Origin of the sequence: Thomasclavelia ramosa DSM 1402 (assembly GCF_014131695.1) — a bacterium.
GTDB lineage: Bacteria > Bacillota_I > Bacilli_A > Erysipelotrichales > Coprobacillaceae > Thomasclavelia > Thomasclavelia ramosa.
In genome coordinates, this window is sequence record NZ_CP036346.1 from 616,370 (window position 1) to 630,916 (window position 14,547).

18 protein-coding genes are annotated in these 14,547 nt (G+C 30.1%); 13 read left to right on the top strand and 5 right to left on the bottom strand.

The window, feature by feature from the left end; all coding sequences use genetic code 11:
• Positions 1-38: 38 nt before the first annotated feature.
• On the top strand, positions 39-1,445 hold the full coding sequence (locus EYR00_RS02985; RefSeq protein ID WP_003538800.1) for an ROK family protein: 1,407 nt from the start codon (positions 39-41) through the stop codon (positions 1,443-1,445).
• Positions 1,446-1,532: 87 nt separating this feature from the next.
• Here EYR00_RS02985 and EYR00_RS02990 read toward each other — a convergent pair whose 3' ends face one another.
• Entirely contained in the window at positions 1,533-1,931 is a 399-nt protein-coding gene (locus EYR00_RS02990; RefSeq protein ID WP_008792197.1) for a MerR family transcriptional regulator, read from the bottom strand.
• Positions 1,932-2,045: 114 nt separating this feature from the next.
• Here EYR00_RS02990 and EYR00_RS02995 point away from each other — a divergent pair, with 114 nt between their 5' ends.
• The gene (locus EYR00_RS02995) at positions 2,046-2,663 is read left to right on the top strand and encodes a flavodoxin family protein (RefSeq protein WP_003538789.1); all 618 of its coding nucleotides are present in this window, start codon (positions 2,046-2,048) and stop codon (positions 2,661-2,663) included.
• Between the two features lie 48 nt (positions 2,664-2,711).
• On the opposite strand, the gene EYR00_RS03000 is transcribed toward EYR00_RS02995, so the two are convergent.
• Positions 2,712-3,143 carry a metal-dependent transcriptional regulator gene (locus EYR00_RS03000; protein ID WP_003538787.1) on the bottom strand — a complete coding sequence of 144 codons (432 nt, stop codon included), beginning with the start codon at positions 3,141-3,143 and terminating at the stop codon, positions 2,712-2,714.
• 99 nt (positions 3,144-3,242) lie between these two features.
• Here EYR00_RS03000 and EYR00_RS03005 point away from each other — a divergent pair, with 99 nt between their 5' ends.
• From EYR00_RS03005 to EYR00_RS03045, 9 genes are all read left to right on the top strand, one after another.
• Positions 3,243-3,500 carry a FeoA family protein gene (locus tag EYR00_RS03005; RefSeq protein WP_003538785.1) on the top strand — a complete coding sequence of 86 codons (258 nt, stop codon included), beginning with the start codon at positions 3,243-3,245 and terminating at the stop codon, positions 3,498-3,500.
• Positions 3,487-5,628: a ferrous iron transport protein B gene (feoB, locus tag EYR00_RS03010; RefSeq protein ID WP_003538784.1), complete on the top strand. Its 2,142-nt coding sequence runs from the start codon at positions 3,487-3,489 to the stop codon at positions 5,626-5,628. Before EYR00_RS03005 ends, feoB begins: the two co-directional genes overlap by 14 nt.
• A gap of 142 nt (positions 5,629-5,770) precedes the next feature.
• Positions 5,771-6,391 (top strand): SAP domain-containing protein, encoded by a 621-nt coding sequence (locus EYR00_RS03015; RefSeq protein ID WP_003538783.1) that lies wholly within the window; start codon positions 5,771-5,773, stop codon positions 6,389-6,391.
• Positions 6,388-6,801: a peptide deformylase gene (locus EYR00_RS03020; protein ID WP_003538782.1), complete on the top strand. Its 414-nt coding sequence runs from the start codon at positions 6,388-6,390 to the stop codon at positions 6,799-6,801. The genes EYR00_RS03015 and EYR00_RS03020 overlap by 4 nt, the downstream gene beginning before the upstream one ends.
• 66 nt (positions 6,802-6,867) lie before the next feature.
• Positions 6,868-7,026, top strand: a complete 159-nt coding sequence (locus EYR00_RS03025; protein WP_162147734.1) for a hypothetical protein — start codon at positions 6,868-6,870, stop codon at positions 7,024-7,026.
• 105 nt (positions 7,027-7,131) lie between these two features.
• Positions 7,132-7,587, top strand: a complete 456-nt coding sequence (locus EYR00_RS03030; protein ID WP_029481720.1) for a GNAT family N-acetyltransferase — start codon at positions 7,132-7,134, stop codon at positions 7,585-7,587.
• 380 nt (positions 7,588-7,967) lie between these two features.
• Positions 7,968-8,165 (top strand): PH domain-containing protein, encoded by a 198-nt coding sequence (locus tag EYR00_RS03035; RefSeq protein WP_081446381.1) that lies wholly within the window; start codon positions 7,968-7,970, stop codon positions 8,163-8,165.
• Positions 8,166-8,689: 524 nt separating this feature from the next.
• A complete protein-coding gene (gene trhA, locus EYR00_RS03040) occupies positions 8,690-9,364 on the top strand; it encodes a PAQR family membrane homeostasis protein TrhA (RefSeq protein WP_003538775.1) in 675 nt (224 codons plus the stop codon).
• 1,126 nt (positions 9,365-10,490) lie between these two features.
• Positions 10,491-11,342, top strand: a complete 852-nt coding sequence (locus EYR00_RS03045) for a DMT family transporter (RefSeq protein WP_003538772.1) — start codon at positions 10,491-10,493, stop codon at positions 11,340-11,342.
• A gap of 127 nt (positions 11,343-11,469) precedes the next feature.
• On the opposite strand, the gene EYR00_RS03050 is transcribed toward EYR00_RS03045, so the two are convergent.
• Together EYR00_RS03050 and EYR00_RS03055 are read right to left on the bottom strand one after the other, a co-directional pair.
• On the bottom strand, positions 11,470-12,072 hold the full coding sequence (locus EYR00_RS03050) for a Gfo/Idh/MocA family protein (protein WP_003538771.1): 603 nt from the start codon (positions 12,070-12,072) through the stop codon (positions 11,470-11,472).
• Positions 12,072-12,422, bottom strand: coding sequence for a Gfo/Idh/MocA family protein (locus EYR00_RS03055; RefSeq protein ID WP_003538770.1), 351 nt, complete (start codon positions 12,420-12,422; stop codon positions 12,072-12,074). Before EYR00_RS03055 ends, EYR00_RS03050 begins: the two co-directional genes overlap by 1 nt.
• A 102-nt stretch (positions 12,423-12,524) precedes the next feature.
• Here EYR00_RS03055 and EYR00_RS03060 point away from each other — a divergent pair, with 102 nt between their 5' ends.
• Positions 12,525-13,115 (top strand): HdeD family acid-resistance protein, encoded by a 591-nt coding sequence (locus EYR00_RS03060; protein ID WP_003538769.1) that lies wholly within the window; start codon positions 12,525-12,527, stop codon positions 13,113-13,115.
• A gap of 150 nt (positions 13,116-13,265) precedes the next feature.
• Positions 13,266-14,132, top strand: coding sequence for a YwqG family protein (locus tag EYR00_RS03065; RefSeq protein ID WP_003538768.1), 867 nt, complete (start codon positions 13,266-13,268; stop codon positions 14,130-14,132).
• On the opposite strand, the gene EYR00_RS03070 is transcribed toward EYR00_RS03065, so the two are convergent.
• Positions 14,129-14,542 carry an SRPBCC family protein gene (locus EYR00_RS03070; protein ID WP_003538767.1) on the bottom strand — a complete coding sequence of 138 codons (414 nt, stop codon included), beginning with the start codon at positions 14,540-14,542 and terminating at the stop codon, positions 14,129-14,131. The genes EYR00_RS03065 and EYR00_RS03070 overlap by 4 nt on opposite strands.
• Positions 14,543-14,547 lie beyond the last annotated feature (5 nt).

Genomic DNA, 14,547 nt, shown 5'->3' on the forward strand with positions numbered 1-14,547 from the left:
ATGTTAAAATAAAATTATAAAGAGAAAAGAGGGATAAAATGACTGAAAAAAAGGCAGTTTTTGATTTTAAAGGTTGGATTCGAGAGCATCATAATACTCCATATGAGATTCGTTTAGAAAACGATGATCTTATTAAATTAGTAACTGAATACGGTGAGGCATCGATTCAATTTACAGTAATTGAGGAATATACAATCGTTGAATTTAGTATTGTTTCAAATAAGGATCATTCTGTTAAATTCTATCTTCATTTTGAACTCAATGATGAAAATCATGCAAAGCAATTATATGATGAGATGGTTGAAACATTGATTGGGTTAAAAGAAGAAAAAACTTTGCGTGTTTTATTATCATGTTCGGCAGGACTTACAACTTCTATGTTTGCTGATAATTTAAATTCTGTAGCAGGAATGTTAGGGTTAGATTACCATTTTGATGCAGTATCTTATATGAGTATTTATGAAGAAGCAGAAAAGTATGATGTAATTTTAATTGCACCACAAATTGGGTATATGCTCAAACGTTTAAAAGAGAGTATCACAGAAAAGCCGGTATTACAAATACCAACATCGGTATTTGCTTCGTATGATGCTTTAGCTGCTTTAAAGTTTATTCAAAGTGAGCTTGAGATTTTCCGCCAAGAAAAAAGTAATGAGCAAGCGCATGAATGTACCCATTGTGCAGAATATGAAAATCGTATCTTATCAATTGTTATTTTGATTAGTAGAGAGCAGACACGTATTTATTATCGGTTAAATGATAAATGTGAAATAATTGATAGTAACCTTGTCATTAAACCTACAATGAATATATACGATCTCTACGATATTATTGATACCATTTTATTAAAACATTCTTACATTGATATGATTGGAATTGCGACACCGGGTATTGTTAAAGATGAAAAGCAGTTGAAAGAACCAACAGATGGAAGAACTATTGATATAAAAGCTGATTTTGAAGATAAATATGGAATTGATGTTTTTGTTTATAATAATGCAAATGCAGCAGTTGTAGGTTTTTCTTTAGAACATCCAGAGTATGATAATATTATTTTCCATTCACAGCCATTTGGATTTGGGGTAGGGGGACAAGGAATAATTTCTAATGGTAAAGTAATTAGAGGGAAAAATGGTATAGCAGGTGAGATAAGATATTTTATCCGACGGATGCAATTATCTGATGATGTTCATAAACTGGCTTGGACACAGCATGGAGCCGTAGAGCTCGTAACAAAATCGTTACTTCCAACTATTTCGCTCATTGGACCCGAAGCTGTAGTGATAAGTTCACCAATGACACCGGATATGGATGAAGTAAAAAATGTGCTATCCTCTTTTATTGATAAAGAATTTTTACCTGAATTTTATTATATTAAAGAAGCCAGCTCTTATATGTTAAGCGGAATTACAAAATTATGTGTTGATTTTATTGAAGAAGAGTAGGATATTTCTAATATAGAAATAAGTCTTTATCTTTTAGTGACAAAAGATAAAGACTTATTTTCTTAAAGTGGTAATTATCAAAGCTATTTACTCATTTATTTCAATAAGATTACTTGTGTACCTGCATTTTCCTTCAAGTACGTCATCGTAAAAGCTTTGTTTATTATCGATATATTCAATACACTCATTTATTTCTGCAATTCTTTTTAACAAATGTTCTTTTGTTTGGCTAAGCATATCTTTACGTTGGGGAATTGAAGTTGGCCCTTGTAAACAATAATTCATATATATTTTTATTTCACTTACGCCTAATCCACATTTTCTTAAACATTGAATTCCTTTTAACCAGGCAATATTTTTCTCATCAAAATTACGATAATTATTTTTATCTCGTTTTACATTAGGAACAAGACCTTCTTTACAATAAAACTTTAATGTTTCATAATTCATACCAATTTCTTTACATACTTCTTTCATCGTACACATAATAAATACCTCTATTTTTGATTTATTTTAAAAAATTATTGACCGGTAGTAACTACCGAGTATTACAATATAATTGTAAGATAAATAAAAAGAGAAATCAAGGAGGATAGAAAAATGAAAGTTATTTTAATTAATGGAAGTCCAAATGCTAAAGGATGTACGTATACAGCCTTAGAGGAAGTATCAAAAACCTTAAAGAGTGAAGGGATTGAAACTGAGATTATTCATGTTGGTCATAAAGATATTCGTGGATGTATCGGTTGTCGTCAATGTAAGACGAAAGGGAAATGTGTATTTAATGATATTGTTAATGATATTGCACCAAAATTTAAAGAATGTGATGGTATTGTTATTGGTTCACCAGTTTATTTTGCGTCGGCAAATGGAACCTTAGTATCATTTATTGATCGGTTATTTTATAGTATGACTGCTGATAAAACAATGAAAGTTGGGGCGGCTGTAGTTAGTTGTCGTCGAGGGGGTAATAGTGCTACATTTGATGAATTAAATAAATATTTTACTATTTCTCAAATGCCGATAGCCTCTAGCCAATATTGGAATATGGTACATGGTAATTCACCAGAAGAAGTACAGCAGGACCTTGAAGGACTACAAACGATGAGAACTCTTGGTAAGAATATGGCTTTTTTAATTAAAAGTATTCAATTAGGTAAAAAGGAATTTGGATTACCGGAAAAAGAGGAGCATAAATTCACTAATTTTATTCGATAAAAAGTAAGACGACAGTATGGTAATGGATTTGTTCCCATATTGTTGTTTTTATTGTAGATTGTGAAGTTCTTTAGTAAGCAAGGCTAAATTATCAATTGTTTTTTTATTAAGAAAGTGTTCAATTTTCTCAACTTGTTCTAGTTCGTTATGACTGTTATTGAGTAGACAGAGAAAGTTATTTAATACCTGATGACGATATATAAAATATTCACCCCATTGTTTACCTAATTCAGTTAACGTGATAATTCCATATTTTTGATATTCTAAAAAGCCTTCTTGACTTAATTTAGTTACCATTTTAGAGGCGGATGAGGGTCTAACATTAAGATTATTGGCCAATTCGTTGATTCTAACGAAGGGTTGTTTTTCTTTTAAGCGAATGATCATTTCTAAATAATCTTCCATTGAAGAAGTTAAGTTACTGTCATTATTCAATTGATAGCCCTTGAAAGTAAAATAGGCATTTTCATCGTTATTCATTTTTTTCTCCTTTTTAGTAACGCTTTACTAGTAATTTAATATTATAGTATTAGGAAACAAAGTTTCCTTAATCTAATATACGATGAGGAGAAATTTATTATGATAGAAAATAGATGTTTAAATGATTTACAAATGGGTGAAGTAGGAGTGATTACTTCATTAATGGCACAAGGGAGTATTAAAAGAAGACTTTTAGATATTGGCTTAGTTGATGATACGGAAGTACAATGTATTTTGAATAGTCCAAGTCAAGATCCTAAAGCTTTTTTGATCAGGGGTGCAGTAATTGCTTTACGGAATGAAGATTGTCAAAATGTTTTAATTAGAAAAGATGATGTGAATTATGGGCTTAACTAACAAATCTACAGGAATTAATGCAAGTGAGACAAAGTTAGTAATAAAAAAACAAAGTAGAAATGATAAAGTTGTTGCCATTGCAGGTAATCCTAATGTTGGAAAAAGCACTGTTTTCAATGGGCTAACAGGCCTTCATCAACATACTGGTAACTGGCCTGGTAAAACAGTTACTAATGCTCAAGGCTATTGTCGAGGAAAAGAAAATTCATATGTTTTAGTAGATATTCCTGGGACATATTCATTATTAGCACATTCAGCGGAAGAAGAAGTAGCACGTAATTTTATTTGCTTTGAGCATCCAGATGTAATTGTTGTTGTATGTGATGCAACTTGTTTAGAACGTAACTTAAATTTAGTAATTCAGACAATTGAAATTCATACAAATGTAATAGTTTGTGTTAATTTGTTAGATGAAGCTAAGAAAAAAGGAATTGATATTGATCTTGAGCAATTATCATCTTGCTTGGGAGTTCCTGTAATTGGGATTACTGCCAGAAAAAAGACAGATTTGCATAAAGTTATTGATTCTTTAGATCAAGCAATCGATAGACCAGTTAATTACAAATCCTTAAAAATAGCTTATAGTGATATTTTATTACAAGCAATAAGAATTGTTGAGGAAGTATTGCAAAAGAAAGTAACTACTTCTTTAAGTTATCAGTGGCTTAGCTTAAGATTGATTGAAAACGATCCTTCCTTAATGATTGAAATGTCAAATCAATTAGGACTGGACTACGATGATCAAGAGCTTAAAGAAGCTATCGACCAAGCAAATGAATTATTAGCACAACATGATATAAATAAGGATAATTTACAAGACAAGATTGTTGTTTCATTTATTCACAGTGCTCATTTGATTTGTCAAAAAGTGGTTCACTATCAAAAGCAAGATTATAATCAAAGGGATCGTCAGATAGACAAGATTTTAACAAATCGCTGGACGGGGTATCCAATCATGATTTTATTACTTGCTTTAATATTTTGGATAACTATAACAGGGGCAAACTATCCATCGCAGTGGTTATCGGATTTCTTATTTGGATTAGAAGTACCTTTTAATCAGTTCTTTCATTTTATTGGGACGCCGCTATGGCTTAGTGATATGCTTGTATCTGGGGTATATAGGGTGTTAGCTTGGGTTGTAAGTGTTATGCTGCCACCAATGGCAATCTTTTTTCCATTGTTTACTTTGATGGAAGATTTAGGCTATTTACCAAGAATTGCTTTTAATCTTGATCATGCATTTAAAAAATGCAGCGCTTGTGGTAAACAAGCTTTAACGATGTGTATGGGATTTGGATGTAATGCTGCTGGAATAGTAGGATGTCGGATTATTGATTCACCACGAGAGAGATTAATTGCAATGATTACTAATAATTTTGTGCCATGTAATGGTCGTTTTCCAACCTTGATAGCAATCTTAACAATGTTCTTTATTGGAACCGAAGCAACTATGCAAAATTCTCTATTATCAGCAATATTTTTAACAATGTTAATTGTTTTAGGAATAACTATGACTTTGATTATTTCAAAGTTATTATCTAAAACTATATTAAAGGGAGTCCCATCTTCATTTACTTTAGAATTACCACCATATCGTAAACCTCAAGTTGGCAAAGTGATTGTTAGATCAATTTTTGACCGAACATTATTTGTTTTATCTCGAGCTGTGGCAGTAGCTGCTCCTGCTGGTCTTATTATTTGGTTAATGGCAAACATTAGTGTTGATGGTATGACAATTTTAAATATTACTTCTAATTTTCTGGATCCCTTTGCTAAATGCATTGGTCTAGATGGCGTTATTTTGTTAGCATTTATTTTAGGGTTTCCCGCTAACGAAATAGTAATTCCTATCATGATTATGGCATACCTCGCTAGTGGTAGTTTGATTGAAATGGATAATTTAGTAATGTTAAAAAGTTTATTAGTAGAAAATGGCTGGACGTGGATCACTGCAATTAATGTAATGTTATTTTCATTAATGCACTGGCCTTGTTCGACAACACTTTTAACAATAAAAAAAGAAGCTAATAGTTGGAAATGGGCGATTGTATCTTTCTTAGTTCCAGCTGTAACCGGAATCATAATTTGTTCTATCTTCACTATGTGTGCTAATCTGTTTATCTAAATGATTTTTAATAATAATGAAATTGAACCTCTTAGTTGGATTTCCAACTAAGGGGGTGAACTATATAAAGATGATATATGGTTTTATTGAGATAAATAGCTATAGATGATATGATATTAAAAGACAGGGGTGGAGAATATAAATGACACGTCCAAATTTTAATGATATTCAAAGTTTTGATGAATTTAAACAGTATTATTGGTATCGTGATGAACTAAAACAAATTTGTAAAGAACACGGAATTACTCATACAGGTACTAAAACGGAACTGAATGATAATATTAAAGCCTATTTTAATGGTGAAATAATTAAACCAGTAAAACGAATGAAAATAAGGAAGCAAGATGTGCCTTTAACCTTAGAAACAAAATTATTAGAATGTGGCTTTGTTCTTAATGGACGTTTTCGTGAATTCTTTGGCGAAATTACAAAAACACCTAATTTTAAGTTCACCGCAGATATGGCAACTGCATTGAGAAGGGTTCGAAGTGAGGGGAATGTTCATTTCACGCTCAAGGATCTTTTAGATGTGTATTATGGAAAAAGTGATTATGCTAAATATGATAATTCAGCTTGTCAGTGGAATCAGTTTTTAAAAGATTTTTGTCGTGATGAAAATAATAAAATTTATTATAATAAATTGAAAGCTGCTTCGATATTGTGGAAGGTTATTAGAGATCAGCCAGGAAAGAAAGTATATTCAGCTTCATTATTAAAGAAACATCAAGCTTTGCTAAGACAATATAAAGGGGAAAATAAATGATAAGAGAAATAGTTAGTGATCAATTTAGACTAAGTCAAAAATCACTTCCAGCTACTAAAGAGGATTTACCGGTTGTTCAAGATTTATTAGATACGATTATAGCTCATGCTACAGGTTGTGTAGGAATGGCAGCTAATATGATTGGTATCAATAAAAATATTATCATTGTAAACGATGATGGTAATTATTTAGTAATGTTAAATCCAGAAATTATAAAAACTATGGGACGTTTATATGAAACAGAAGAAGGATGTCTATCACATATTGGAGTGAAAAAGACAAAGCGATACGAAAAGATAAAAGTAGCATATTATGATGTTGATTTCAAAAAGAAAATAAAAACTTTTAGTAATTATACAGCTCAGATCATTCAACATGAAATAGATCATTGTAATGGAATTTTAATTTAATTAAAGAAGTAAAAGGAATGATATAATTGCAGTTTACTATATAAATATTTAATGGTAATTTTAAATATGATTATGCGCCAAAATGATGATGGAAGGATTATTGTAATTCATTCAGTTGTAATGAAAGATATTTCAGCATATTCTGTTATTGGAGAGAATTCGGCTCATTTTAGACAAGAATGTTTTGGTAATGAAATGATCGAATTGTTGGGATGGTTAAAATGATAAGATTATGAATAAGAAAAACTATGTGATCTCTCCCTTTATTACGTAAGGAAGATTTAGGTGAAGTAAAAAAGAGAGTTTATAAAATTATTAATGGTGAAATCGATGGAAATTAGAAAATATCAGTCTTCGGATTTAAAAGTAATTTGTGAATTGTTTTATGAAACGATTAATACAATAAATAGATATGATTACAATAATGATCAAATCAAAGTATGGTCAAATCGGAGTAATTTTCTGCTGACTCAAGATGACTTTTTTAACTCTATGTATACTCTTGTAGCTGTTGAAAATGAAAAGGTTTTGGGTTATGGTAATATTGATAAGAGAGGTTATTTAGATCATTTATACGTACATAAAGATTATCAAGGAAAACAGATTGCAACAAAGCTATGTGATAAGTTAGAACAGTATTGTAAAGATGTAAAAAGTTTAACAGTTCATGCTTCCATAAGTGCTAAGCCTTTTTTTGAAAAAAGAGGATATAAAGTTATTAAAGAACAGTCAGTCAAAGTGGATAATGTTTATTTAACTAATTATTTGATGGAAAAGACTAGATAATTTGATTTAGCAGTTTAAGATGCCGTTAGGCATCTTTTAATTCGTGATAGATTATTGATTATGAGATAATATAATTAGATTGAGGATATGGATAGTGATTGTCTTTGTTTTAGAATTAACTAAGGATGGTAAAGTAATCAAGCAAGGTAATTTTACTTACAAAATTAGAATATCTTTGTTTTGTTATGATTAGCAATATATACTTATATCGATAAAGGAGTAATTTGAAAAATGAGAATTTGAGTCAAATGGTCTTTTTAAGATATATTTTTATGATGAAGAATCGTTAAGTGATAGAAATGATGAATCAGCTAATTAGGGTGTTATAATAAATTAAATTGTTTAAAGACTATTTTAATCAGGATTAAAAGGAAAGGGGGATTACTGAAGATTTTGGAATTTATTATCAACAAATTATAAGAATAGAGAAAAGTCGTGATGCAATTGCATCATCAGCTAATTCTTTGGATCGGCTCAATATTGTTACAGAGCAAAAAGATTTTTATATTTCTTTACAAAATAATGATCTATTTATTAGTCAAATTAGAAAATTTAAAAGAGAGTTACAGTATAAATAATTTTAATAAAGAAATTAAAATAGTAGAAAATCTTCAAAACAGTTATATATTTGAGGACAAGACTGGGATATGGAATAAAAATAGGTGAACTTTTATATTAGTGCTTATCATAGAAATTTAAATGATTTTATTGAAAACTATTTGTTGAAGGATGAAAATAAATCAAACTGTTTAAACAAATACAAAAAGCTGGTTATCGCTATTGTGGAATCCAGCATGGTAATTTTAATTATTATTTATTTTGCGGGGAGGGAACACATATCTTTTAGCTGTATACATTGTCATAATAAAGTTAGAAAATATGATTATTTAGTTTAATTTGTTAAATATCTAAATATTTTATAGCAGTAAGGTAAAAATGGATAATTAAAGATTTTTAGCAAAACAATATTTTTGCAATCGACAGGCAAATACTGTGACTAAGTTTGGTTTTATCAAAGAAATTTATAAGAAGTTATTATATGATGTTCTTGAAATTAACATGAAATAGGGCTATATTCATACATATAGATTGGGGGTATTCAATGAAACGAACAAAATTAGATGATCGAGTATTACCCGAGTATACTCGAGGTGAAGAAATTTTTAATATGGTTACTCATATTGTAGGTGGAGTTTTTGGAATTGCCGTATTAGTACTTTGTATTGTTTTTGGAGTATTGCGCCATAACAATTATGGTATAGCTTCAGGAATTATTTATGGAATATCAATGATCTTGCTATATACAATGAGTAGTATTTATCATGGGCTTTCCCCAAATACTAAGAGTAAAAAAGTGTTTCAAATTATGGATCACTGTTCAATTTTTGTATTGATTGCTGGTACTTATACACCTATTGTGTTGTGTTCGATAAGACCAGTAGATTCATTTTGGGCTTGGATGATCTTTGCTGTTGTTTGGGGCTGTACGGTTCTAGGAATCATTTTAAATGCAATTGATATTGAAAGTAATGAAAAGTTTTCAATGATTTGTTATTTAGCGATGGGCTGGTGTATTATCTTTAAATTCAATCTATTGCCGGAAGCTATTGGATATAATGGAATTTGGTTACTTGTGGCTGGTGGTGTAGCTTATACGATTGGTACCGTTTTTTATGGTTTGCAAAATAAGTATCGCTATATGCATAGTATTTGGCATTTATGGATCTTATTAGGAAGTGTGTTACATTTCTTATGTATAATTTTATATGTTATTTAAAAGGTATCATTTTAAAAATGATGCTTTTTTTACGATAATATAGAGAAAATGGGGCTAAAGAGTATCATAATAGTGTGGTATTAATAATTCAATGAGGAGATGATAGGTATAAATCTATTTTATCCATCAATTATTAAGTTTGCTCGTTTTAAAATGCAACCAAAAAGTAATGATATTTTTACTATTCTCGAAAATGTCCACTAAGTAGTTGATATTCCTTATCAAGATGACAGGAATCATAATCATTTACTAGATATTTATTATCCTTAATCCACGACTAAGCCATTGTCTATGATCATTGATGTTCACGGTGATGCCTGGATTTATGGTGATAAAGGAGTAAATAAAAATTTGCAGTTATGCTAGCTGCTAAAAATTTTACTGTTGTGAATATAAATTATACTCTAATACCACAAGCCTCGTTGAAGCAGTAAGTTCAGGAAATTATTATGACTTTAAAGTTTGTTGCTAAAACAAAGAATAAATATTTTTGGAATATTGATCAAATTATTTTTACTGAGTGATTCAGCTGGTGGGCATTTAGCAGGATTGGTTTATGCAATCATAAAACAGCCTGAGCTCTGTAAAGTATATAATGTTCAGCCACCAGAAATTATGATTAGAGAGTTTTGTTACATGGTGGAGATGATTTAATAAGTTTTGACTAACAGTAAAAATTTTGTTTATCAGTAGGTTAGTGTTATGGTTCAGGGAGTTAACAATGAAGATTCAGACATATATCGAAAAGCTTGCCTTATTGATGTAATTGATAGTTACCGCCACTTTCAACACGTATTATTAGTAGTGAGATAACTTACATTTTTAGTCAATAAAGGCTAAAAATGTATTGAAGGCTTATAACTGGTATGTTTGAACCGTGTGTTGCTCTAAGGAAAACATTTAGGACATGTTTTTGAAGTTCTGTATCCTGAATATCTTGAAACTCAGTCAACGATTGAACGAATTAAATATTTTATTAATAACTAATTATAATGAAGGTTTTTAAGTAGTTATTGGCCTTGCATTTTAGTTTAGAAAATGGACAGCGATGATATAGGTGGTTTATCTTTTTTTCTTATTAAAAATGAGCTAAACTATTATTAACTATAAATAGGAGGGGAAAGTGATGAAAAAAGAAGTTGGATTATTACATTTGGCTGTTATGTTATTTGGCTTAGCCGGAGTAATTGGAAAATTTGTCACACTACCAGCTATTTTGATTACCTTTGGACGAGTATCTTTTTCTTCAATTTTTCTATTAATAATAATTTTAATAAAAAAAGAGAAAGTTAGATTGAGTAATAAAAAAGATTATATTCTAATCATCGCTGCTGGTATTGTTATGGCACTTCACTGGTTCACTTTTTTACAAGCAATTCAATTATCAACTGTTGCAATTGGAACAATTACTTTTTCAACTTTTCCACTTTTTGTGACTTTTTTAGAACCGCTAGTATATCATGAAGAGCTTAGAATAAAAAATATAATGATTGCGCTAACAATGTTTGCTGGGGTAATAATTACAATTCCAGAGTTCTCACTTAACAATCAAATAACACTGGGAATCTTTATTGGATTAATCGGATCTTTAAGTTATGCGGTGTTATGCTTGATGAATCGCTATTTTGCAGGTAAATATACAGGGAGAACGATTTGCTTATATGAACAAGGAATTGCTGCGATTATATTATTACCGTCATTGCTGATAGTTAAAGCTTCAATAACAAAACTTGATTTATTTGCGCTTATTTTTCTAGGAGTTATATGTACGGCTGTTGCTCATAGCATTTATGTCAGTAGTTTAAAGAAAGTAAAGGTGCAAACTGCAGGGATAATATCGGGAATGGAGAGTGTGTATAGCATTATTTTTGCGATATTTTTGTTACATGAGATTCCTGGAGTAAAGGAACTGCTTGGAGGAGTGATTATTTTGGGGGTGGCTTTTTATGCCACTGTTACTAATAATAAAAAGTTTTAGTTCTAATTTGAAATGAACTTCCATTATTTGGACACCCAATGATGTGTACCCTCTTTACTGAACAAATCAGTAAGGAGGGTACACATTACAAGTAATGGAGGTTCATTTTATTATGGCAAAGATTCTTTTATTTCCATTTTTGATATAACTGTTCAACAAGTTTAATTGTTTCAATAGTTTTTTCTTTATTCATGATAGGACTTTCTAATCGACCATTATTAATACATTGATGAATATGTTCAATTTCATAAACAAATTCACTTTGATAAGGAAAATCATAATGACTATGACTGCCATCATCGAGATAAAGATCTAACTGATTAGATTTCCAATAATTAGGAACAACGATATAACCTAGTTCTCCATAAAAAACAGCTTCATTTTTTAATGCCACATTCATAGCGATTGTTGAAGAAGCAAGAATACTATTATTTATCTTCAATTGGAAATTACATATTTCATCTGCTCCAGTAGAGCACTTGATACATGTACCATCAATTGTTAAATTTGGATGATCAAAAAGATATTGGAGATATTCAATTGTATAAGTAGCACTTCCATAAAGAGCACCACCACCTAATGATAGATCATACATCCAGTGATCGTAAGTAAAGCGACCTGGAAACCCAGCCTTAAATTCTAAGTATTTAATTTTTCCGATTATCTCACTATTGATTAATTCTTTAACTTTACTTGTTGTGGGAAGATAGAGAGCCTTTTGTGCTTCCATTAAAAAACAATTATTTTTTTAGCTAATGTGAATAATTCTTTAGCTTCTAAGACAGTTAAAGCAAAAGGTTTTTCTACAATAACATGTTTATGGTGTTTTAGAGCTTTTTTGCAGTTTTCATAGTGTTGACTGTTAACTGTAGGAATATAAACAATATCAATATTATTTGCACAAAGCAATTCACCATAACTGCCATAATAATTTTCAATGTTTAATCGTTTTGCTGCTTTTTTGGCAGTTTCTAAATTTCTTGATGCAATTGCTTGAACATAGCTATCTTGGCTTTCTCTAATCCCTGCAATAAAACGATCAATGATTGAAGCAGTGCTTAATATACCGTATCTGAACATAATAAACCAATTATAGTATAGGATTTTTTAGACAAAAGGACAAATTTGTTTATATTATTTTATTTTTTGAAGACTATAATATAAGTATAGAAGGTGATAGAGATGTTAAGATTTAATGATGATTTTGATTTTCGAAGTGAATTTGTTGGAAAGTGGAATAAAAAGATTCACTCATTAAGAGTAGCAGGAATTATTGTTGCTATTTTAATGATTATTTGTGCTATTCTATGCATGATTTATCCAGTAAAATCAGTTACTATAATTGGTACGATTGCAACCGGGTTAATTCTTATTTTAGGAATTTATCAGATCATTGATTATATAGCGGCACCACCATTATTTCGTGGTCCAGGTGGCCTTGTAAGCGCTATTTGTAATTTATTAATTGGTCTTTTGTTGATATGTTCACCAATTGAAATGACAATTAATACATTTGCTTTTATTTTTGGATTTATTTTAATGGTTTATGGGCTTAATAAGTTGAGTTTTGCTCATCAATTAAGCTTTTTTGGAATTGAAAGTTATGGTTGGGTTATATTTACGGGTATAATCAATGTTTTAGCAGCTTTAGCATTTATTATTGCGCCATTGATGTCAACCGTCGTATTAAATTATATTGTAGCTGCTTATTTACTTGTTGGTGGTATTGCTTTATTGGTCGAAGTAATTGCCATGCATGATTTAAAATTATAATTTTTAGATATTTAAAAAGCATTTCGGTAATCGGATTATAAATTATCGAGATGTTTTTTGTTTGCTTGTTTTTAAGAAGGTGCTAAAATTAAATAAAGAAATGATAATGGAAGCTGCTGTTTTATGTTTTAGTGAAAGGAGTGATGGTGAGTGTTTGATTTTTTTAAAAAGAAAAAAGATTCAGTCGAAGAGTCAGGAAAACTAGAAATGAATAAAGAAATGTTTTTAAGTACGATGAAGGTGATTACAGACTATACTCAAAGAGATGTTATTAAAATTGAATTAAGTAATGATGAGTGTAGTATTTTTGATAGTAAATTTGGGGGATTACCATACTTAGGAGTAGATGACGAAGTACCATTAAGTACAGATAATAAACAATTACGATTGCTGGGGCAAATTAATTTTGCTGATTTACCGATGAATAGTTATCAATTAGAAGCAGGGTTATTGCAATTTTGGGCTATGGATAATGATCTTTATGGTTTAGATTTTGAGAATATGATATCGCAAGCAGAAAGTCGGGTTATTTATTATTCAAGTATTGATAAAACTGTATCTGAAAGTCAGATACTTAATAAATATCATCCTGAAGGTGAGGGTTATTTTCCAATAGTTGATAACTTTAAGCTGCATTTTATTGGTGGCGAAGAAGGAATAAGTATTGGTGATTATCATTTTGATGGTTTATTTACACAAGAATGGAATAACTTATACCCAAATAATTTAATTTCATCATATTATGATTTACCGGATGAAATTTTGTATGAGGATGAATTTAATGAATTTAGCGGTTTTGGGCATAAAATGTTTGGATATCCTGCATTTACTCAAGAAGACCCCCGCAGTAGTGAAAAGTACGATGATTATATTTTATTACTACAAATTGATAGTGTAGGTATTGGTGATAAAGAGATTATGTGGGGGGATAGTGGTATTTGTAATTTCTTTATAACAAAAAAAGACTTAGAGAATAAGAATTTCTCAAAAGTCTTGTATAATTGGGATTGTTATTAAAATCGATGTTCTATTGCTTCTAAGACAGCTGTTAAATCACGAATATAAGCAGCTTGCTGTTTTTTTAAATATCTTTTGACAAAGGGTTTCATGAAGAATTTTTTAGGTGTGATATTTTCTGTAAAATCAATTGAAGTAATACCATTGTGAGATGAAAATAATCCTATCCAGTGACCTTTCATATTACTGTTTTCCATACTGAATTCATAACGCTGGTAGGGTCTAAAACAGGTAATCGTAAAAGTTGTTGGATAACCATTTTTAGTGTATTCGATAAATTGCTCTTGTGATTTGATAATTTCCAGTTTTGAAAGATCACTGCGCCAAGTATAATTATCTAGGGAAGTAACAATATTCCAAATAGTTTTTATATCGTTAGGAAAAGAGGCCTTAATATTTGTAATTACCATAACAT